We start from the raw sequence: 19,434 nt of genomic DNA, 5'->3' as shown, positions 1-19,434 counted from the left end.
ATTTCACTAAAAACTGCTCGAGGTACACCAACCAAGCGCTGGAATTCAGAATCTGAAAAACGATTTAATTTCTGATATTTCATGAAATCTATATTGAGGCAGTTTTTACTTTCGCAAGAGGTCTAATCAATTAAAAAATAGTCAATTAAATAATCATTGTTTTCCCAATAGTTTAAAAAACATTGAAAAATGATTTTTGGCGTTGAGTCACCAGGACTAAATTTTATAAAATTACCAGACCATTTTCCCTCCGGAATCCACTGTTTAAATGTAGAATGATTACTAGAAAGGGTAAAAAAATCATTCATTAACATTTGTTTAGGTACTTTGTTTAGAATTAAATAGGTAGCATCTATCCATGTGCCACCATGTTTAGCTAATAATGCAAATCTTAAAATATCTGAAAAATGAGTTGGAGTGATAATTTTCTTATTGAGCTTATCAATAATAAAATTAGGAATATCTACATATTTTTTATAATTATTAATATCTATTAGGCATACATTGCTATTGTATTGCTTTATAGAATTAATACATGTTTTGACAAGTGGAGGGGCACTTTCTATACCTTGGAGCCAACATACCCAGACTATATCGGAAGATGAGTTTGTAGACTGATTTATAGCGTCTACAAATAGGTATCCATTCTGTTCATATAAATATTGAAGTAACGACTTTTGATAGTATTTTTGAGCTGATTTTTCTAAAGAATTTAACCCAAGTTTTTTAAAGAATTTGGGAGCTTTTTTAATTAGTCGTAAATATGTCAAGTTCAAGTGTAATACCATTATTTTGAATGAGTAGCCTAATTTAAATTATTCTTTATCCGCATTACCTTTCAACACCATATAAATCAAACCGACAAAGATTAATAATGCACCTGCAAGGCTGCTGACACAGAATAAAACGATTCGATTATAGGTGGTTAAGTTGAATAATTCGTTGGCCAAAATATAGCGCATGAATAGCCATTGTACGACAGAAAAAACAATCAATACGATTGCACGACGACGGACTTCAGGACGCATAGCCATAGGAGAATCACTTAAAGTGGAAATTGTAGCTATTATGCCACTGTCGATAATTGATCTCAATTGAATAAGATTAATCCAAGCCAGTGATATAGAAATGTTAATGCCTAGTTTTACTTAGATCACCTTATTTACGGTACATATTGATGTTACCAAAGCACACACGAAAGCGTTTGTAAGACCAGATATACTGTTCTGGTGCTTGGTTAATGATGTCTTGCATGGCAATGTTGAGCGTGTCGACAGAACATTGTAAGTCTTTAGATAAAATCTCGTTTGATAAGGTTTGGCAATGCACATCAAAGTACTGTAGGTTAGGTTGTCGGATACAACTTAATCCAATGACATTGCATTGGGTTTTTGCAGCAAGTTTTGAAACAAGTGTGATCGATAAAGTATTTTGCCCAAAAAAATTGGAATAAATACCGCCTGAAGGCTTCGGTAAATGATCAGGTAAAATCACTGTTAAGCCGCCTTGTTTCAAATGTTTAAATATGGCACGGATCCCAGTTTCATCTGTCGGGACTAAGGTTGCATTAAACTTCTCTCGTGCTTCTAATAGATACCGATTAATCCCTTTATTTTTATTCGGTTTATACATAATCATCGGTTCTGTATACAAGTTCAGCCATGCATTGAGTAGTTCCCAACAGCCAAAATGCGGAACCACAACAATGACACCTTTTTTATTTGCCAGTGCTTCCGTGAGGATATTTTCACCATAAATGTTTTTCAATAAGCTCAGGCTATAACTTGGCGGCATCCCCCAACATTTAATAAATTCAATATAGGTCAGGCATTGGCTGCGGATACTTTGACTGACGAGCTGTCTCTGCGCAGTCTCTGACAAATCTGGGTAGGCCAGTTGAATGTTGATGCTAGTGATACGTTTGATCGATGAATTAAATAGATTAAGAATAAACGCGATCATCAAGGCCAAGTTTTGTAACAGCCAAAGTGGCAATAGCGCGATGATTTTGAATATAAAGTACATGAATCACAAGGTCTCAAAATTGACAGCATGGGATAAAATAAATTTTGCCAAGAGACCGGACTTATTCAGTGAAAAGTACAAAAAGATCTGAATCTAAAAACAAAATAATTGGAAGTCGAAAATTGAGCTGTCCATCGCTCAAAGGATGTGGTGCAACATCATAACGTAGTTGAAGCGTTTTGATATTAGCAAAGTCAATCAAATCTTTAATTTATGTTTTGTAGGTTTTCAACGATCTTTTGTTGGTCGAAATAAAAAACCCTGCACTAAGCAGGGTTTTTTAAACTTTAAAATCTAAATCTTAAAATGTAAGATTATTTAGACTCTTCGGCTTTTGGTTTTTCGCGTAAACGAATACCAAGGTCACGTAATTGGTTCGCTTCAACTGGCGCAGGCGCTTGAGTTAAAGGACATTCCGCAGTTTTAGTTTTCGGGAATGCAATCACGTCACGGATTGAAGATGCACCAGTCATCAACATCACTAGACGGTCAAGACCGAATGCCAAACCACCGTGAGGAGGCGCACCGAATTTCAACGCGTTAAGCAAGAAGCTGAATTTCTCTTCTGCTTCTTCTTCACCAATACCAAGCGCTTCAAAGATCGCTTTTTGCATTTCTAGGTTGAAGATACGCAGTGAACCACCACCGATTTCAGTACCGTTCAATACCATATCGTAAGCAACAGACAATGCAGCACCTGGGTTGTTTTTCACTTCTTCAACGCTTGATTTTGGCAGCGTGAATGGGTGGTGAACAGAAGTCCATTTGCCGTCATCAGTTTCTTCGAACATTGGGAAGTCAACAACCCAAAGTGGAGCCCACTCGCAAGTTGCAAGCTTCATGTCATGACCGACTTTAATACGTAAAGCACCCATTGCATCATTTACAACTTTTGCTTTGTCTGCACCAAAGAATACGATATCGCCATTTTCAGCGCCAACACGTTTCAATAGATCAAGCACGATTGGCTCGATGAATTTAACGATTGGAGATTGAAGACCTTCAATGCCTTTTTCAAGCTCGTTGACTTTGATGTAAGCCAAGCCTTTTGCACCGTAGATACCTACGAATTTAGTGTATTCGTCGATTTGGCTACGTGGAAGCGCGCCAGCACCTGGTACGCGAAGCGCAACAATACGGCCTTTAGGATCTTTAGCAGGACCAGCGAATACTTTGAACTCAACGTCTTGCATCATGTCTGCAACGTCAACAAGTTTCAAAGGAATACGCATATCTGGTTTGTCAGATGCATAGTCACGCATTGCATCTGCATAAGTCATACGAGGGAATTTGTCGAATTCAACGTTTAGAAGTTCTTTGAACATCTTAACGGTTAAACGTTCCATTAAATCCATGATGTCATCGTCACTCATGAACGATGTTTCAACGTCGATTTGTGTGAATTCAGGCTGACGGTCAGCACGTAAGTCTTCATCACGGAAACATTTAGCAATTTGGTAGTAACGATCAATACCGCCAACCATCAACAACTGTTTAAATAGCTGTGGAGATTGTGGAAGTGCGTAGAAGCTACCGTTAGAAACACGACTTGGCACTAAATAGTCACGTGCGCCTTCAGGCGTAGCACGAGTCAAAATCGGAGTTTCAACGTCTAAGAAACCATTTTCTTCAAAATAGTTACGAATAAGGTTGGTTAATTTAGAACGGAAACGTAGACGATCTAACATTTCTGGACGACGAATATCAAGGAAACGATATTTCAAACGTACTTCTTCAGAAATGTTGGTATTTTCGTCATTCAATGGGAATGGAGGAGTCTCAGAAGCAGCAAGAACTTCAATTTCTTTACCAAGTACTTCAATTTGACCACTCACGATATTCGCGTTTTCAGTACCTTCGTAACGACGACGTACACGGCCTGTAATTTTTAATACGAATTCTGAACGTGATTTGTCTGCAGTTGCGAAAGCTTCTGGAGTATCTGGGTCAATAACCACTTGAACAAGACCGTCACGGTCACGCATGTCAAGGAAGATTACACCACCGTGGTCACGGCGACGATGTACCCAACCGCATAATGTAACGGTTTGGTCAATTTGAGCTTCGGTTAAAGAACCGCAGTAATGAGTTCGCATCATAGCGTTAGAAATCCAACTATATGGGTTAAGGTCAGCGAATGCGTAAACAGCGCACCGCTTTTATTCGAATAGAGGATTATGCCTCTTTTTGGCTATTTTGTCACAAGGACTTCGGCTTTATAGAACAAAAATCCTTGCATTGAGAGATTCTGAAACGATTTATGAGTTTGTTTTTGAAAAAATATTCGTTGTTACTTTTAATAAAAGGAAAATAAGACATCCAAGACTAAAAGTACTTAAGAATGCGCGAAAAAAATAATTAATCGACTTTCCGATGTAGGCATATAAGTCATGTACAAAAGCATCTGAATAAACACTATCTGCAAAATAAAAATAACTCATGACACCAGTGAGAAGTGACACTGTAAATAAGCTATATACATAAATTTTAATACTCTTATGCACATTGGCTGTACTGCGATATTGTATGTGATGACGATAGATCATCCATGCCAATACAGGCAGGGCTAAGGCAGACAGACCAATTTGCAAAACTCGGTGTAAAGGATAATTTCTGTCAAAAAAGGAAATGGGTTGCATCAAGGTGTCTTTAAAGGCAAACGTACGGAAATCCACATGTGTGAGACCATCCCAAATAATATGCGTGGCTGTACCAATCAGCAATGCGAGGATGATGCTTATGATAAAACCGCAAAAGCGATTTACGCCATCAATGTTTAACGGTTTATTTAAACCAAAAAAAGCGAATATCACAGGACGATAAATAGCGTACCAAATGAAACAGAAGATCAATCCGAGTATTAAATTGGGAAAAATGAAACCTGACCACTGATGTGAGCCGGCGTAATCAGCATTGGTAAATAAGCGAAATAAATCCGGCACCATGGTACCAATCGCGAGAGCAGCAATCGGCAACCGGTTTCCAGTCAGTTTAGAAATCGGTGGGGCTAACACGGCATGAGAAAGAGTGAAAGGCATTGAATTCGAATAAATTTATCAATAAATACAAGGTTGTGTATAGCGCAGTGTAACTGATTTGAAGATGTTCAATTGTTTTTTATTGCAAAAACAATGAAATGTTATATTATAACATTATTCAAAATTAGCCAGATTTGAGTCTCTCCAAATGTCCTTTCATAAGAATTTAATCATAATCTCAATTTTTGCAGTGATTGCACCCAATATTTATGCTGATGATCAGCAACAACAGGTACAAACTTTAGAGGCGATTAATGTTCAGGTTCATCCTTTAAATCAAAGTGCCGCAGATTTTGCGGTTGCAGATAACATTATTAAGCATAAAGATTTGGCACAAGGTGGAGTCACTATTGGTGATGCCATTGCCGGACAACCTGGAGTGTATTCAAATCAGTTTGGTGCAGGCTCAAGTCGACCTGTAATACGTGGGCAAGATGGGCCACGTGTCAAAGTGTTGGAGCATGCATCTGAAACAGCAGATGTTTCAACTTTATCCCCTGACCATGCAGTGACGGTTGATCCAATTTTAGCCAAACAAGTTGAAGTGATTCGTGGGCCATCCACTTTATTGTATGCAGCTGGGACGGTTGGTGGGTTGGTGAATGTCACCGATCAAAAAATTCCAACGCAGATGCCTGAAAATGGTTTAGAGGGGCAGGTTGGGCTACGTTATAACTCAGGCAGCGATGAAAAGCTGGCAAGTGCAGGTGTGACAGCAGGCATTGGTGAAAACTTTGCTTTACGTGTAGAAGGTTCTAAGCGCAAAGCCAATGACTATATTGCACCGGATTATTTTCATGATCATGATGGTGAATTGGAAAAAGAACGTCGCGTAGGGAATACCTTCTCGGAAGGTCAGACTGTGAATATTGGTGGTTCATGGATTCATGATCGTGGTTTTGTCGGCCTGTCTTATAGCAATCGTCAGGATGAATATGGCTTGCCGGGGCATAGTCATGAATATCATGGATGTGAGTTACACAGCGATCATTTTCATTGTCCAAAACCAGATCCAGATCATGAAGATGAACACGATCATGCTGGTGGACCATGGGTGGATTTAAAATCCGAGCGTTATGATTTGCGAACCGAGCTGGATCAACCATTTGCCGGTTTTGAAAAATTGCGTGCCCATGCCAGCTTTACCGATTATGAGCATGATGAACTCGAAGAGAATGAGGTGGTCAGCAACTTCAAAAGCCGTGGTTATGATGCACGTTTAGAACTGGTGCATGTTCCTGTTGCTGGTTGGGAAGGGGTGATCGGTACCCAGTTTAGTCAGCAAAAAATTGATTTGGCTGGCGGAGAAGGTCATGGTCACGATGAGCATGATGATGAAGGCCACGATCATAGTGAACATCATGCTGCACATGAAGGACATGATCACGATATTCTCATGGCCGATACGAATACCAAAAAATACAGCCTGTTTGCTTTAGAGCATAAACAAGTGGGTGATGTGCATCTTGAAGTCGGTGCGCGTATCGATCATCAAACCATTGATGTTGATGCAGAACAAAAGAATTATTCTGGTACTGCTTACTCTGCATCAGCCGCAGCGAACTGGGAGTTTGTACCGAACTATAAACTTTCTATTGTGGGTTCTCATCAAGAACGTTTACCGTTGGCACAGGAGTTGTATGCTGATGGAATGCACTTTGCGACCAATACCTTTGAAGTCGGTAATCCGAATATTGATAAGGAAACTTCAAACAACTTAGAGCTTGGTTTCCATTATGAAGGAGATAAGCTCGATTATCATGCCCATGTTTATCACAACTGGTTTGATGATTATATTTACGGCGCAACTGTTGCGCAAAAAGGCAATTTACGTGGTGTCCAGTACACCCAAGACAAAGCCCGTTTCTATGGTGCAGAAGCAGAAGCGACTTATGCACTGAATGACACTTATAAGTTGGGTGTATTTGGTGACTATGTACGTGGCAAAATTGATGGTGAAAATGCACCACGCGTACCAGCTGGCCGTTTAGGCACGAAAGTTGATGTCGACTTTGCGGATGGTTGGTCAGGCCAGGCAGAATATGCACATGTCTTTAAGCAAGATAAAATCACGGCGTATGAACAAGAAACTGACGGTTATAACATGGTTAATTTAGGTGTCGCTTATAGCGGTCAGTTAAAAGACCGTAATGATTACCGTGTGTACTTCAAAGCCAACAACTTATTGGATGAAGATGTTTATTCACACAGTTCATTCTTAGCCAATATTCCACAAGTAGGACGCAATTTTACTGTGGGGCTAGAATTTGGTTTTTAAGCTAAATGTGACTGAGTAAGGTGTTCTAATCAAGCTGAAGTCACAGAAATCCTCTTGAAAAATCAATGAATAGAACCTAGTCTGAGCGTATTGGACTAGGTTTTTTCTTATGCGCATTATTCAACGAATACATAACAAACTGAATTGGTCACGTCGCCGCTATGTCAGTGTAGTGATTGGATTATTGGCTTTAGGGTATTTAGCTTCAGCGAGTTATCACACTTTGAAGCCATTACCCGAAGGGCTGGATTACACCGGTAAGTTACGTCATACACAAGTCAATTTTTTAACGGATCAGACTTATATTGATGCGCAAGGTAAGCAGCAACAAGAGCATCGTATTTTTAAAGAAATGCTAAAAATGATTGAGGAAGCGCAATCCACCATTGTGATGGATATGTTCTTGTTTAATCAGCAAGTGGGCGACTCTCAACTTGAACATGAGCAGCTTACGCAAGAATTAACTGATGCGCTGATTATTAAGCGTCGATTATCACCACAAGTTGAAATTTTTGTCATTACTGATCCAGTGAACTCCGTCTATGGCGGCATTCAACCGGAACATTATCGTCAATTGCGTCAAGGTGGAATTGAGTTAATCGAAACCAATTTGGTACCGCTTCGTGCATCCAACCCAGCATGGTCAGGTTTTTGGTACATATGTTGTCAAGATATTGGCAATAACCCACAAAAAGGTTGGTTACCGAATCCATTAGGTACGGAAAAAGTGACGATTCGCAGCTATATGGATCTGTTTAACTTTAAAGCGAATCACCGAAAAACTTTGGTGGTAGATACCATCGATGGCTGGAAAGGTCTTGTGACCTCAATGAACCCGCACGATGGAAGTTCACGACATTCGAATGTTGCTCTGACTGTGAAGGGAATGACTGCAATTGACCTATTAAAAACCGAGCAAGCAGTCGGCATGATGTCGAAAGGCAATATACCTTTTGTGGTGATTAAAGATGTTGAAGCTGCGAAAACTGAGCCTCAAGTACAGGTGCTGACTGAAAAAGCCATTTATGATGGCGTATTAGATATGATTAATACGGCACAAAAATCGGGTACAGAAATTGATATTGCCATGTTCTATTTATCTGAACGTAAAATTATTAAAGCACTAATTGCTGCTCATGAACGTGGTGTGAAAGTGCGTGTATTACTTGATCCGAATAAAGATGCTTTTGGACGCACCAAAAATGGCATTCCAAATCGACCTGTGGCATCTGAATTACATGATGCTGGCATTGATGTACGTTGGTGTAATACCCAAGGTGAACAATGTCATAGCAAGATGATTTTAAAACGTACTGCTTATCAAGCCGATATGATTTTAGGTTCGGCAAATTTCACCGCGCGTAACTTGAAAAACTATAATTTAGAAACAGATTTACGTGTGATTGGTTTGAACGATGCTCAAGTTTTTAAAGATGCATCACAGTACTTTAATACAGCTTGGTTAAATCTAGATGGTAAACAAATGAGTGTCGATTATAGTAAATATGCAGATGAATCGACCTTGAAATACGCGATGTATCGCTTTATGGAATGGAGTGGATTGTCTACTTTTTAATTTTCCCCTCATCCTAACCTTCCCCCCCAAAGGGGGAAGGAATTCCCTCTCATTTCAGAAGATGAGTAGCACTGCTACGCAAGGGAGAGGTCTATTCAGTAATTATTAATTCTTCGGCTCAGGATTTGGCGGAACTAAAGTATCCAAATCTTTATCTGACATTTGATCTAATTCTTTAATATCCGTTTTGATTTTCCATTTATCTGCATCTTCTACCGGTTGAGGTAAACGAGCTTCTAACCAGTCGCAAATTACGTCTGGTGGAAAGTCAGCATGGTTACATTGAATCACCCAAGACAAGAATTGTTTTGCTTCGCCATTCATATATGGTGGAGGAGAAACCGGTAAAAATTGAGTCGGTAAGCGTTCATTTTTAGAAATATAGTTCAATACATGACCCAATTCTTGAACGGTTTGCCATGCTAAAGGGTGATCTACATTAATTTGAAATTTGAACCACCACGCATTTTTGCCATCGGTGCCGTAGGAGTCGATTAAGGCTTCTTGGATACTTGGTACTTTCGAAAAAAATTGATGAAGTCGGTCAAAACTTAATTCAGACACAGCATTTGATCCACTACGAAATAAAATCAATCTTAGCACAATCCAATGAAAAACAGGCTAGCTTGAAGGTGCGATCAGCTTGGTCGGAAAATTAACAAATTCTTGCATTTGATGGATTTTTATTCATTTTTTCTCCTAAAATGGGTTCTATACTTAATCTATATACCGTGAAGGAGAGCTTGAGTGAAAGCAACATTATTCTATGCAATGGCAGGTGTGATGCTGATAATGACTTCAGCCAGTACTTTTGCGGAAAACAAATGGTCAAACTATCAAGGTGTGGATACCACTAAGCGTCCACCTGCTATGAATCGGCCTGGTTATCCCCAACATGGTCAAAGCTATCCACAGCATGCTCCCAATTACCCGCAGCATTACCCGAACTATCCTCATCGCCCTCAATATCCCAATTATCCAAACCGTCCATATCCACCACAGGTGCAAAATGGCATAAGTATTCAATATCAAGCACCGACTACGATTATCCAAAATTCACAAAGTTATAGCTGGGTGAATGGTGATCCTGCCAGCGCGAGTATTTCGAGTTCAACCTATACTTTTATCAGTGATTGGCAGCGTTTAGGTTTACCAGCACCACCCAATGGAATGTACTGGATTTTTGAAAATGGTCGCTATGTATTGGTGCCAAATAGATAAGGTTTATAACCTCTCCCTTGCGTAGCAGTGCTACTCGTCTCCTAAAAGGAGAGGGAACGATTTAGTGTTTAAGCCAATTCATCATCTTGCGGGCGCGGGGTTTTACCTTCAGGCAGCGGTTTCTCTGAATGCTTATCGCGGATCACCGATGGATAAGTCCAAGAGGCATAGCGCACAATCAAAATGGCCACAGCTAAAATTAGAATCGAACCTGTGGTAATGACCAAGCCCATATCTGCTTTATGGTCATGTTGAATATCCGCAATGAGCAAGCGGGTTAGGGCAGTAATAGCAATATAAATTAAAAAGCGTACAGGCATATGGTTGGTCTTGAAGTAAATTCCGACCATGGCTCCCAGTTCAAGATAGATAAATAACAGCAAAATATCATCAATTGTGGCGAACTGTTTAATCGTAATAATTTCAAAAATAGTATGGCCCGCAGACCAAATGATCATACAGCCAATCACAAATAAAGCGATGTAGTGGAAACCTTCCACTGCAAGATTGCCAAAACGGTCAAGGAGGGCTTCAACTTTTTCTACTTTGGGATCACGGTGTGTCATCTTTTTCCTCCTGTGTATATCACTTGAATGTTCATTAAATACCAAGCAAATTTCATGCACATTAAAGGAATATGACAAAAAAAAATTTTAGATAAATATCTGATTTTAATGTTAAGTTGAAGCTTAATTTTTGTTGATCTAACCGAATAACAAGATGTATTTACCTACACATTTTAAGCATGATCAATTGGATGATTTAGTCGAACTCATTCAGCAATACCCGCTTGCAACGGTGGTTATGACAGCTGCCGATGGTACACTTGAGGTGAATCATCTGCCTTTAGAGTATGAAATGCAGCAGGGTGGGTTTGGTGTATTACGTGGGCACATTGCCAAAGCCAATCCAATGTTTGAAATATTGAATCAGTCAGCACATGTCTATGTTATTTTTCAGGCTGAAGATGCTTATATTTCGCCAAATTGGTATGAAGGAAAGCAAGAGCATCATCGTGTCGTTCCGACATGGAATTACCGTGTGGTGCATGTAAAAGGTGAAATTCTTAAACTTGACGACGACAAATATTTAAGGGGTGTGTTGGCAAGGTTGACACGAATGCATGAAGCTAATCAGCCAATGCCGTGGAAAATGGGCGATGCGCCTAATGATTTTATTGCGGAGCAATTGGAAAAAATTGTAGCGATTGAAATCGATATTCAGTCGATGATCGGTAAATTTAAAGTCAGTCAAAACCGAAGTGCTGTAGATGTGATGAATGTGGCAAAAGCTTTGAAAAGGTCAAATGCTGAAATGGCGGAGTCAATCAAAAAATTTTATCCCATGAAATAACAGACTAAAGAATCATGCTCAATATGGTTGAAACTGAACGTTTATGCCTGAGAAAGTATCAGTTAGGAGATGAAGTTTCATTATTTGATACATATTTTTCGAATATACAAGCAACTCGTTATCTGCAGCGGTTGCCACATGTAACGATTCAACAGACCAAGAGTGTTTTAGAAAAGTGGGCAGATCATTATTGGTCGATACACAATCCTGATTTTGCATGGGTGATTAGTGATAAGAATACGCAGTTAGCGATGGGCTTACTGTATTTCTTCAATCAAGAAAACCATGGGGAAATACATTTTGGGTTAGGGGTGAATTTTCATGGTTGTGGTTATATGACTGAGGCCTTAATTGGGGTAATTAAGTATTTAAAGCAGAATCATGTCACGAAGGTTGTTTCATCGTTTTGTGCTGAGGAACATCTAGCATCACAAAATGTCTTAAATAAGGCCGGATTTAAATTAGATAAAGATAAAACGCATTGGGCTACATTTCCAATGCTAGACGATCAGCTCCATCCTTGTTTTACATATCGAATGGAATTATGAGATTAAGAATAAGTAAATATGCTTGTGATTTTTTGAAAAAAGTGACACTCGGTGGTTATAAATAAAAGCAGTAAATAAATAAAAAAATGCCCGATAAATCGGGCATTTTTGATTTTGTGTAGCTAATTAAGCTTGGTTGGTAAAGTAATCTTCAGAGAAGTTCATGATCACTTCAGAACCTGCTTTTACTTTAGCAATGCGTAATGCCAATTCAGGCAAAATACGCTGCGTGAAGTAAAGAGTCAGTGCAAGTTTGTTTTGGTAGAACTCGCCATCTTTGTCTTTTGCTGCATCTGCAATGCGGGCAAACATATAGGCAAAGCTGAGTAGGCCTACAGCATGTAGGTAATCAACTGCTGCTGAGTTCGGGAACTCAATGTTTTCACGAGCAGCTTCAAGTACATATTGAGTCACAGCTTCAACTTCAGCTGCTGCATCTAATGTTGCATCTTTGATGTAGTTCAAGCTGGCATCTAAGTTATTGGCAAAATCACGGATTTCTTGGATATATTCAGCAATGAATTCACCATTGCACTTAATGGTTTTACGACCAATTAAGTCTTGCGATTGAACACCGTTGGTCCCTTCGTAAATCTGTGCAATACGGAGGTCACGGATACATTGTTCCATACCCCATTCACGAATGAAGCCATGACCACCAAACACCATTTGGGCATCGAGTGTTGCTTGAAAAGCTGTATCTGTTAAATACGCTTTAGCAATAGGTGTTAACAGCGCAACACGATTATTGGCTGCTTTGACTGCTTCTGGATCCGTAGAGAACTTGGTAATGTCTAATTGTTGACCGACATAAACCGCAAATGCACGAGATGCTTCATTGTTGGCACGTGCATTTAGCAACATACGACGTACATCACCATGAACTAAGATGCTGTCTGCAGGTTTTGCAGGCGATTGAACGCCAGAAGCGCTACGGCCTTGTAAACGATCAGTCGCATATTGCGCTGCATTTTGATAAGCAAATTCAGAAGCACCTAGGCCTTGAATACCCATAGACAGACGTTCGTAGTTCATCATCACGAACATCGCAGCAAGACCTTCGTTCTCTTTACCAACGAGGTAGCCTTTCGCGCCGTCAAAGTTCATCACACATGTTGCAGATGCTTTGATCCCCATTTTATGTTCAATAGAACCAGGGCCTGCAGCATTGCGCTCACCTAGAGAACCGTCTGTATTTACCAAGAATTTAGGTACGATGAATAGTGAAATACCGCGTGAGCCCGCAGGCGCATCCGGCGTTTTCGCTAAAACTAAGTGAATGATATTTTCAGAAAGGTCGTGGTCACCGCCAGTGATGAAAATTTTCGTACCTGTAATGTTATAAGTACCGTCTTCATTACGTTCAGCTTTAGTTTTAATAATGCCTAAGTCTGTACCTGCATGCGGCTCAGTTAAGCACATCGTGCCTGACCATTCACCTGTGTACATTTTTGGCAAATAAGTTTCTTTTTGCTCTTGTGATGCATAGCTGTTTAACGCCATGCCTGCACCTACAGAAAGAAGCGGGTAGAGCATGAATGATGGGTTAGTTGCAAACAGCATTTCATCAGACAGAACAGTCAGCATTTTCGGCATGCCTTGACCGCCCCATTCTTCATCTGCGCCTAGACCAATCCAGCCGCCTTCTGCATATTGTTTAAATGCTTCTTTGAAACCAGCAGGAGTCGTGACATTGCCATTGCTATAGGTTGCGCCTTCTTCATCACCTGTGCGGTTTAAAGGATGAGTGACGTTTTGCGCAAATTTTGCCATTTCTTCAAGAATGGCTTCTGCAGTTGCAGCATCAACGTGAGCAAGATTTTCGTTGTTTTGCCAGAATTGTTCTGCTTTAAAAACATCATTTAAGATGAATTTCATATCTGCAAGCGGTGCATTATAAATTGGCATGTTCGTTCACCTGTTTATTGTTTGAATCTATGGACTTGGGGCAATTTGTATCGACACAAAGCGTGGAGAAAATTGACCAAAGTAAAATTATGGGACTATTTATAAAGAAAAAGGACTGCCAATGCTATGACCGTCCTTTCTCTATTTCTGCACTCAAGAGTACAATTTTTTGAATATGTTTTAGATATTCACATTAGAATGCAAAGTGTTCTGCATCCAATGCCATAAGAGGATCTAGGCCACCTGCGATCACTTCTACATGAGAGCGAACGCGCGGTAAGATTTTCTTGAAGTAGAAGCGAGCAGTCGTTACTTTTGCATTGTAGAAATCAATATCTGTTGTTCCTGCAGCTAAAGTTTCTTGTGCAACTAGCGCCATGCGAGCCCATAAATAAGCAAGCGTTACATAACCAGAGAAGTAGAGGTAATCGACTGCAGCAGCACCTACTTCTTCAGGGTTTTGCATTGCTTTCATACCAATCTGCATAGTTAAGTCGCCCCATTCTTTGTTTAGCGCAGCAAGCGGCTCAACAAATTCTTTCATGGCAGCGTTGTCTTTGTTAGCTTCAACAAATTTATGGATGATCTTGGTGAAGTCTTTCAACATTGCACCTTGCGTACCTAAAACTTTACGACCTAACAAGTCAATCGCTTGAATTTCAGTCGTACCTTCGTACAAGCATGAAATACGTGTATCACGTACGATTTGTTCCATACCGTGTTCTGAAATGAAGCCGTGGCCACCAAATACTTGAACACCATGTTTTGCAGATTCAGAACCCGTTTCAGTTAAGAATGCTTTAGCAATTGGAGTTAATAATGACAAGATGTTGTCAGAGAACTTACGTTCTTCTTCAGTTGCACCTTGTTCCACGATATCGGCATGGAAAGACAATAAGTAAACCAGAGCACGACCAGCTTCAGCAAATGATTTTTGCGTCATGAGCATGTTGCGTACAGCAGGGTGAACGATAATTGGATCTGCTTCTTTTTCAGGTGCTTTAGGGCCTGAAAGTGAACGCATTGCCAAACGGTCTTTTGCATAAGCAAGCGCACCTTGGAAAGCGCCTTCAGAAGCTGAAAGACCTTGTACAGCAGTACCGATACGTGCAGTGTTCATGAATGTGAACATGCAGTTTAGACCGCGGTTTTCAGGACCAATCAAGAAGCCTTTTGCGTTATCAAAGTTGATGACACAAGTCGCGTTACCATGGATACCCATTTTGTGTTCAATCGAACCACAACGTACTGCGTTGCGTTCTCCTACAGTGCCGTCAGCATTGAGGTTGAACTTAGGAACGATGAATAATGAAATACCTTTCGTGCCTTTTGGTGCACCAGGAAGACGAGCAAGTACGATGTGGATGATGTTTTCAGCCATGTCGTGTTCACCAGCAGAGATAAAGATTTTCTCGCCAGAAATTGCATAGCTGCCATCCGCTTGCGGCTCAGCTTTAGAACGGATAATACCTAAGTCAGAACCTGCATGAGATTCTGTTAAGCACATGGTACCTGTCCATTCACCTGAAACAAGTTTAGGCAGGTAAGCGTCTTTTTGTTCTTGTGAACCGTGGTGTTCTAAAGTACGTACAGCACCATGAGATAGACCAGGATACATACCCCAAGCCCAGTTCGACGTACCCACCATTTCAGAAATGATGTTACCTAGTGAAACAGGTAGACCTTGACCGCCATACTGTTCTTCAGCAGACAAAGATGGGAAACCAAGTTCGATATATTTTTGATACGCTTCTTTAAAACCAGTTGGTGTTGTTACAACGCCATCATTCCAAGTACAACCTTCACGGTCGCCGACTTGGTTAAGAGGAGAAAGTTCATTTTCACAGAAGTCAGCAGCAGCTTCTAGATATTGGTCAACCAACTCACGACTTACGGTGTCAGAAAATGCAGGCAGTTGTGCATAGTGATCTTCTGCTTTTAAAAGTTCATGCAGAACAAATTGCATATCACGTAAGGGCGCTTTGTATTGTGGCATATCGTTTTCCTCAATACTGGTTTCTACCAGCGTTAGTAATCCTAAATAAACATTTGAACGTGTCTTCAATGACACGTATTGGAATGGTTCTAATCGTGCAACATCTTCTTATTGGGTACAAGCATTTGAGGTGTATAAGTTAGTGACTGTAAAGTCAAAGAAATATCCCTTGAAAATGCTAAGTGTATTGAGTGTAAACGCTTTTAGATGAAAATGAATGACACAAATAGTCAAAAAGCGTAAAAATATATGTCCAACAAAAAGGCACTCTTATGAGTGCCTTTTTTCTGAGAAATGAATAGATCAGTTGTGAATGCTTATTTTACAGGTGCAGTTGTTGGTGCAACAGGGGCTTTGGGTTGGAAACGCACTTTACATTGACCATTGATCTGCTGTTCGCCAACTTTAATCGCAACCGCGCTGCCATCGGTTTTGCCTTGGCATGCTTTCAGAATCGCTTGTTGTTTGGCTTGGCGTTCTGCTAAACGCTGATCAAACTGTTTAGTCAGCTCTGCACGTTTTGCATCAGTCAATGGCTCACCGCGTTGCATCTGACCACGCATGTCTCCACGCATTGGACGGTGCTCACCGCCCCGCATTGGTTTATGTTCGCCACGTGCATTTTTCATTTCTTGCTTCATGGCTTTGCGATCAGCATTGAACGTCATGGTACATGTGCCATCAATCGCTTTGTCACCGGCTTTAACCTGTACTGCGCTGCCAACAGCTTTACCATCACAAGCTTTTTGCATTTCTGCAAAGACTTGACGCTGTTCAATACGCATTTTTTTAAAATGCTCACGTTGTTCTGGAGACATACGGCGATCTTGATCACCGTGATGTTGTTTCATCATACGACCATGTTCAGCATCTTTTGGTGTAGATGTTGATTGGCATGCTGTTAATGCGCCCATGCTCAATACGCTTGCACCGACTAAAGCCATTTTTGTCATATTATTCATTGTCTTTCACCAGTAGATCATGTGTTTACTTGATGGTTAAAGATTAAATAATAAAGATGTAGAAACAATGGAGAGTTTTTTACTTCGCTGTTCGTTACAATAATGAATATAGAAGAAAAATGAGAGTTCTCTTTTGAAAATCCGTCGTGTCCCGATTGCCTTACGCTTATTTCTTACTGTGTTGTTGACGACGCTCGTCATTACGACAGTCAGTTTAGGTGTGTTGCATTGGAACATGCAGCGTAATTTCACTAAGTATGTTGCAGATGTTGAGATGGAAAAACTCGATCATGTCATCGAAAATTTAGCCGATGTCTATGCGCTGTATCACGATTGGGGCAATGCGATTCAGGCGCAAATTCTGCAAATTGAAGGTAAGGCAGCACCTGATGATTATGACCGTTTGTCACGCTGGTGGTTACGTCGTCAATATGACATTGCGCTGCAACAGCGCTATTTTCAGGATCATAATTTAGTAAATTCTACAGCGATGTTGGCTGATCCTAGACAAACTGCGGAAGAAAAAGCCCAAGAACTTTATTGGCTCGAAAAGAATTTACCTTCAGCATTTCAACCTTTTGAAGGCTTAAAGTTTCCATTAAGTTCAAATCAAAATATGTACCGCTCTGCGGAACAAAAAAAGGAAAATCAATCTACGCAGTCACAAGTTGTTGAAAGACCTGCAACGACCAAAAAGCAGTTTATTTCGATGCCAGATCGATTGGGGCTAAGTTCACGCTTATCTTTATATGATGCAAACCGTCAGTTTGTGGTGGGTGAGCCTACAGATGAGGAAATTTCATATCGGCCAATTATGGTGAATAATGAAGTTGTTGGATATCTCGGGTTAAAACCTGTATTAGAACAAGATGATGCCCTAAGTATTAATTTCTTTAGTAAGCAAACGCGCTATTTATTATTGGTCTATGCGCTGACGTTTATTGCCAGTTTGATTGCAGCTTTGCTTTTAGCGACCTATTTCAAAAAACCGATTCAACGTTTGTTGATGGGGACACGTGAATTAACCAAAGGTAATTATCAGTATCAAGTTGCGGTGAATCGTAATGATGAATTAGGTGATTTGTCCAATGAACTGAATGAATTAGCGGTTATTCTAGATCAGCATGAAACTTCACGTCGTCAATGGGTGGCGGATACTTCACATGAATTAAAAACACCTTTAGCAGTATTACAGGCACAGATTGAAGCGATGCAAGATGGCATCCGCAAACCAACGCCTGAACATTTTGCTTCGATGTTGAATCAAGTCAGTAGTCTGAAAAAATTGACCAAAGATTTGGCTGATTTGGCGCAAGCTGAGGCACAGCAATTAAATTGTTATCTCACTACGATTAATCCGTGGGATGTCATTGTGCAGGAAGTCGAAAGCTTTAAACCGAAATTTGAAAAAGCACAACTGAAAATTACCGCTTCAGGTGACGGCTCAACATTACAATTAGATATAGACCGTTTTAAACAGATTATGGTCAACTTGCTAGGTAATAGTATTCGCTATACTGAAGCCGGTGGTGAAGTACATGTGCATACTGAACAAGATGATCAACAGTGGACGGTATATGTTGATGACAGCCCATTTGGCCTAACCGATGAGCAATTGGCTCGTTTGGGTGAACGTTTTTACCGAGTGGATGATTCGCGTACACGCGCCACAGGTGGAACAGGATTAGGCTTAGCATTGTCAGTTAAAATTGCTAGAGCATTAGGTGGAGAATTGAGCTTTGATCATTCTCCATTGGGTGGTTTGCGCTGCAAATTAACCTTCCCAAAACAGATGAAACAATAAAAGGAAGCATGCATGAAACATATCATGTTGGTTGAAGATGAAGTAGAACTTGCACAGTTGGTGCGGGATTATCTAGAAGCAGCAGGCTTTGAAGTCAGCATGTTTCATGATGGGCAAGATGCTTATGAGAGTTTCACGCAGCGTAAACCCAGTTTAATGATTTTGGATTTGATGGTGCCGCGTATGGATGGCTTGACCATTTGCCGTAAAGTCCGTGAACAGTCAGATCTTCCCATTATTATGGTGACTGCGCGTACCGAAGAAATTGACCGCGTATTGGGCCTAAATATGGGTGCAGATGACTATGTTTGTAAACCATTTAGCCCGAAAGAATTGGTTGCGCGTGTACAAGCAGTTTTACGTCGCTTGGAGCGAAAAGCAGAGCCAGAAGAGAATGATTTATTCCGTATGGACAAAGCGCAGCAGCGCATTTGGTATCAACAAAAAGCTTTGAGTTTGACCCCAACCGAGTTTCGTTTGTTGGAGCTGTTTTTAGAGCATGTCGGGCAAGTGTATTCACGTGCGCAATTGCTTGATCATATCAACCCAGACAGCTTTGAAGTGGCGGATCGGGTGATTGACAGTCATATTAAAAACTTACGCCGTAAAATTTCGGATGCGGCGGAAACGGGCAACCGCCATGAGTGGATTCAGGCGGTGTATGGTGTGGGTTATCGTTTTGAATATCCTGAGGAGTAATGTAATTTTTTGTTATTGAAAAAAAT

The 19,434-nt window shown here is 40.4% G+C and carries 17 protein-coding genes; 7 read left to right on the top strand and 10 right to left on the bottom strand.

Annotated elements, in window-relative coordinates:
• Positions 1-122: 122 nt before the first annotated feature.
• The 5 genes from FTV09_RS09620 to FTV09_RS09600 all read right to left on the bottom strand — a co-directional run bounded on the left by FTV09_RS09620 (position 123) and on the right by FTV09_RS09600 (position 5,063).
• Positions 123-776: a capsular polysaccharide synthesis protein gene (locus FTV09_RS09620; protein WP_180058184.1), complete on the bottom strand. Its 654-nt coding sequence runs from the start codon at positions 774-776 to the stop codon at positions 123-125.
• A gap of 39 nt (positions 777-815) precedes the next feature.
• Positions 816-1,034 (bottom strand): hypothetical protein, encoded by a 219-nt coding sequence (locus tag FTV09_RS09615; RefSeq protein WP_111885360.1) that lies wholly within the window; start codon positions 1,032-1,034, stop codon positions 816-818.
• A 124-nt stretch (positions 1,035-1,158) separates the two neighbouring features.
• Positions 1,159-2,025 carry a lysophospholipid acyltransferase family protein gene (locus FTV09_RS09610; protein ID WP_180058183.1) on the bottom strand — a complete coding sequence of 289 codons (867 nt, stop codon included), beginning with the start codon at positions 2,023-2,025 and terminating at the stop codon, positions 1,159-1,161.
• Positions 2,026-2,339: 314 nt separating this feature from the next.
• Positions 2,340-4,124 (bottom strand): aspartate--tRNA ligase, encoded by a 1,785-nt coding sequence (gene aspS / locus FTV09_RS09605; RefSeq protein ID WP_180058182.1) that lies wholly within the window; start codon positions 4,122-4,124, stop codon positions 2,340-2,342.
• Between the two features lie 159 nt (positions 4,125-4,283).
• Complete coding sequence (locus tag FTV09_RS09600; RefSeq protein WP_180058181.1) at positions 4,284-5,063, bottom strand: DUF4184 family protein; 780 nt, start codon at positions 5,061-5,063, stop codon at positions 4,284-4,286.
• 148 nt (positions 5,064-5,211) lie between these two features.
• Here FTV09_RS09600 and znuD point away from each other — a divergent pair, with 148 nt between their 5' ends.
• On the top strand, positions 5,212-7,341 hold the full coding sequence (gene znuD, locus FTV09_RS09595) for a zinc piracy TonB-dependent receptor ZnuD (RefSeq protein WP_180058180.1): 2,130 nt from the start codon (positions 5,212-5,214) through the stop codon (positions 7,339-7,341).
• 109 nt (positions 7,342-7,450) lie between these two features.
• Positions 7,451-8,917 carry a phospholipase D family protein gene (locus tag FTV09_RS09590; RefSeq protein WP_067767753.1) on the top strand — a complete coding sequence of 489 codons (1,467 nt, stop codon included), beginning with the start codon at positions 7,451-7,453 and terminating at the stop codon, positions 8,915-8,917.
• Positions 8,918-9,022: 105 nt separating this feature from the next.
• Here the strand turns inward: FTV09_RS09590 and FTV09_RS09585 are convergent, their stop codons facing one another.
• The gene (locus FTV09_RS09585; protein ID WP_180058179.1) at positions 9,023-9,481 is read right to left on the bottom strand and encodes a hypothetical protein; all 459 of its coding nucleotides are present in this window, start codon (positions 9,479-9,481) and stop codon (positions 9,023-9,025) included.
• 183 nt (positions 9,482-9,664) lie between these two features.
• Here FTV09_RS09585 and FTV09_RS09580 point away from each other — a divergent pair, with 183 nt between their 5' ends.
• Entirely contained in the window at positions 9,665-10,138 is a 474-nt protein-coding gene (locus tag FTV09_RS09580) for an RcnB family protein (protein ID WP_067767750.1), read from the top strand.
• A 68-nt stretch (positions 10,139-10,206) separates the two neighbouring features.
• On the opposite strand, the gene FTV09_RS09575 is transcribed toward FTV09_RS09580, so the two are convergent.
• Positions 10,207-10,704 carry a phosphate-starvation-inducible protein PsiE gene (locus FTV09_RS09575; protein WP_067767747.1) on the bottom strand — a complete coding sequence of 166 codons (498 nt, stop codon included), beginning with the start codon at positions 10,702-10,704 and terminating at the stop codon, positions 10,207-10,209.
• A 154-nt stretch (positions 10,705-10,858) separates the two neighbouring features.
• On the opposite strand from FTV09_RS09575, the gene FTV09_RS09570 reads away from it, so the two are divergent.
• Positions 10,859-11,491: an FMN-binding negative transcriptional regulator gene (locus FTV09_RS09570; protein WP_180058178.1), complete on the top strand. Its 633-nt coding sequence runs from the start codon at positions 10,859-10,861 to the stop codon at positions 11,489-11,491.
• A gap of 23 nt (positions 11,492-11,514) precedes the next feature.
• The gene (locus tag FTV09_RS09565; RefSeq protein ID WP_180058177.1) at positions 11,515-12,039 is read left to right on the top strand and encodes a GNAT family N-acetyltransferase; all 525 of its coding nucleotides are present in this window, start codon (positions 11,515-11,517) and stop codon (positions 12,037-12,039) included.
• Between the two features lie 126 nt (positions 12,040-12,165).
• On the opposite strand, the gene FTV09_RS09560 is transcribed toward FTV09_RS09565, so the two are convergent.
• The 3 genes from FTV09_RS09560 to FTV09_RS09550 all read right to left on the bottom strand — a co-directional run bounded on the left by FTV09_RS09560 (position 12,166) and on the right by FTV09_RS09550 (position 16,905).
• Positions 12,166-13,947, bottom strand: coding sequence for an acyl-CoA dehydrogenase C-terminal domain-containing protein (locus tag FTV09_RS09560; RefSeq protein WP_067767738.1), 1,782 nt, complete (start codon positions 13,945-13,947; stop codon positions 12,166-12,168).
• Between the two features lie 193 nt (positions 13,948-14,140).
• Positions 14,141-15,943 carry an acyl-CoA dehydrogenase C-terminal domain-containing protein gene (locus FTV09_RS09555; protein WP_180058176.1) on the bottom strand — a complete coding sequence of 601 codons (1,803 nt, stop codon included), beginning with the start codon at positions 15,941-15,943 and terminating at the stop codon, positions 14,141-14,143.
• Between the two features lie 317 nt (positions 15,944-16,260).
• Positions 16,261-16,905, bottom strand: coding sequence for a hypothetical protein (locus tag FTV09_RS09550; protein ID WP_180058175.1), 645 nt, complete (start codon positions 16,903-16,905; stop codon positions 16,261-16,263).
• A gap of 133 nt (positions 16,906-17,038) precedes the next feature.
• Between FTV09_RS09550 and baeS the strand changes: the two genes are divergently transcribed.
• A complete protein-coding gene (gene baeS / locus FTV09_RS09545; protein ID WP_180058174.1) occupies positions 17,039-18,709 on the top strand; it encodes a sensor histidine kinase efflux regulator BaeS in 1,671 nt (556 codons plus the stop codon).
• Between the two features lie 12 nt (positions 18,710-18,721).
• Complete coding sequence (locus tag FTV09_RS09540; protein WP_180058173.1) at positions 18,722-19,408, top strand: response regulator; 687 nt, start codon at positions 18,722-18,724, stop codon at positions 19,406-19,408.
• Positions 19,409-19,434: the final 26 nt, after the last annotated feature.

The organism is Acinetobacter sp. YH12227, from assembly GCF_013417785.1.
GTDB classification, from domain to species: Bacteria; Pseudomonadota; Gammaproteobacteria; order Pseudomonadales; family Moraxellaceae; genus Acinetobacter; species Acinetobacter gandensis.
The sequence above is the reverse complement of the archived record's forward strand: the minus strand, read 5'-3'. Positions and strand labels throughout refer to the sequence as shown.

Excerpts from the sequence above, each read along its gene's own strand:
- FTV09_RS09615 (WP_111885360.1), bottom strand. The coding sequence starts at position 1,034 with ATGGCTATGCGTCCTGAAGTCCGTCGTCGTGCAATCGTATTGATTGTT.
- FTV09_RS09610 (WP_180058183.1), bottom strand. The coding sequence starts at position 2,025 with ATGTACTTTATATTCAAAATCATCGCGCTATTGCCACTTTGGCTGTTA.
- aspS (WP_180058182.1), bottom strand. The coding sequence starts at position 4,124 with ATGATGCGAACTCATTACTGCGGTTCTTTAACCGAAGCTCAAATTGAC.
- FTV09_RS09600 (WP_180058181.1), bottom strand. The coding sequence starts at position 5,063 with ATGCCTTTCACTCTTTCTCATGCCGTGTTAGCCCCACCGATTTCTAAA.
- znuD (WP_180058180.1), top strand. The coding sequence starts at position 5,212 with ATGTCCTTTCATAAGAATTTAATCATAATCTCAATTTTTGCAGTGATT.
- FTV09_RS09590 (WP_067767753.1), top strand. The coding sequence starts at position 7,451 with ATGCGCATTATTCAACGAATACATAACAAACTGAATTGGTCACGTCGC.
- FTV09_RS09575 (WP_067767747.1), bottom strand. The coding sequence starts at position 10,704 with ATGACACACCGTGATCCCAAAGTAGAAAAAGTTGAAGCCCTCCTTGAC.
- FTV09_RS09570 (WP_180058178.1), top strand. The coding sequence starts at position 10,859 with ATGTATTTACCTACACATTTTAAGCATGATCAATTGGATGATTTAGTC.
- FTV09_RS09565 (WP_180058177.1), top strand. The coding sequence starts at position 11,515 with ATGGTTGAAACTGAACGTTTATGCCTGAGAAAGTATCAGTTAGGAGAT.
- FTV09_RS09560 (WP_067767738.1), bottom strand. The coding sequence starts at position 13,947 with ATGCCAATTTATAATGCACCGCTTGCAGATATGAAATTCATCTTAAAT.
- FTV09_RS09555 (WP_180058176.1), bottom strand. The coding sequence starts at position 15,943 with ATGCCACAATACAAAGCGCCCTTACGTGATATGCAATTTGTTCTGCAT.
- FTV09_RS09550 (WP_180058175.1), bottom strand. The coding sequence starts at position 16,905 with ATGAATAATATGACAAAAATGGCTTTAGTCGGTGCAAGCGTATTGAGC.
- FTV09_RS09540 (WP_180058173.1), top strand. The coding sequence starts at position 18,722 with ATGAAACATATCATGTTGGTTGAAGATGAAGTAGAACTTGCACAGTTG.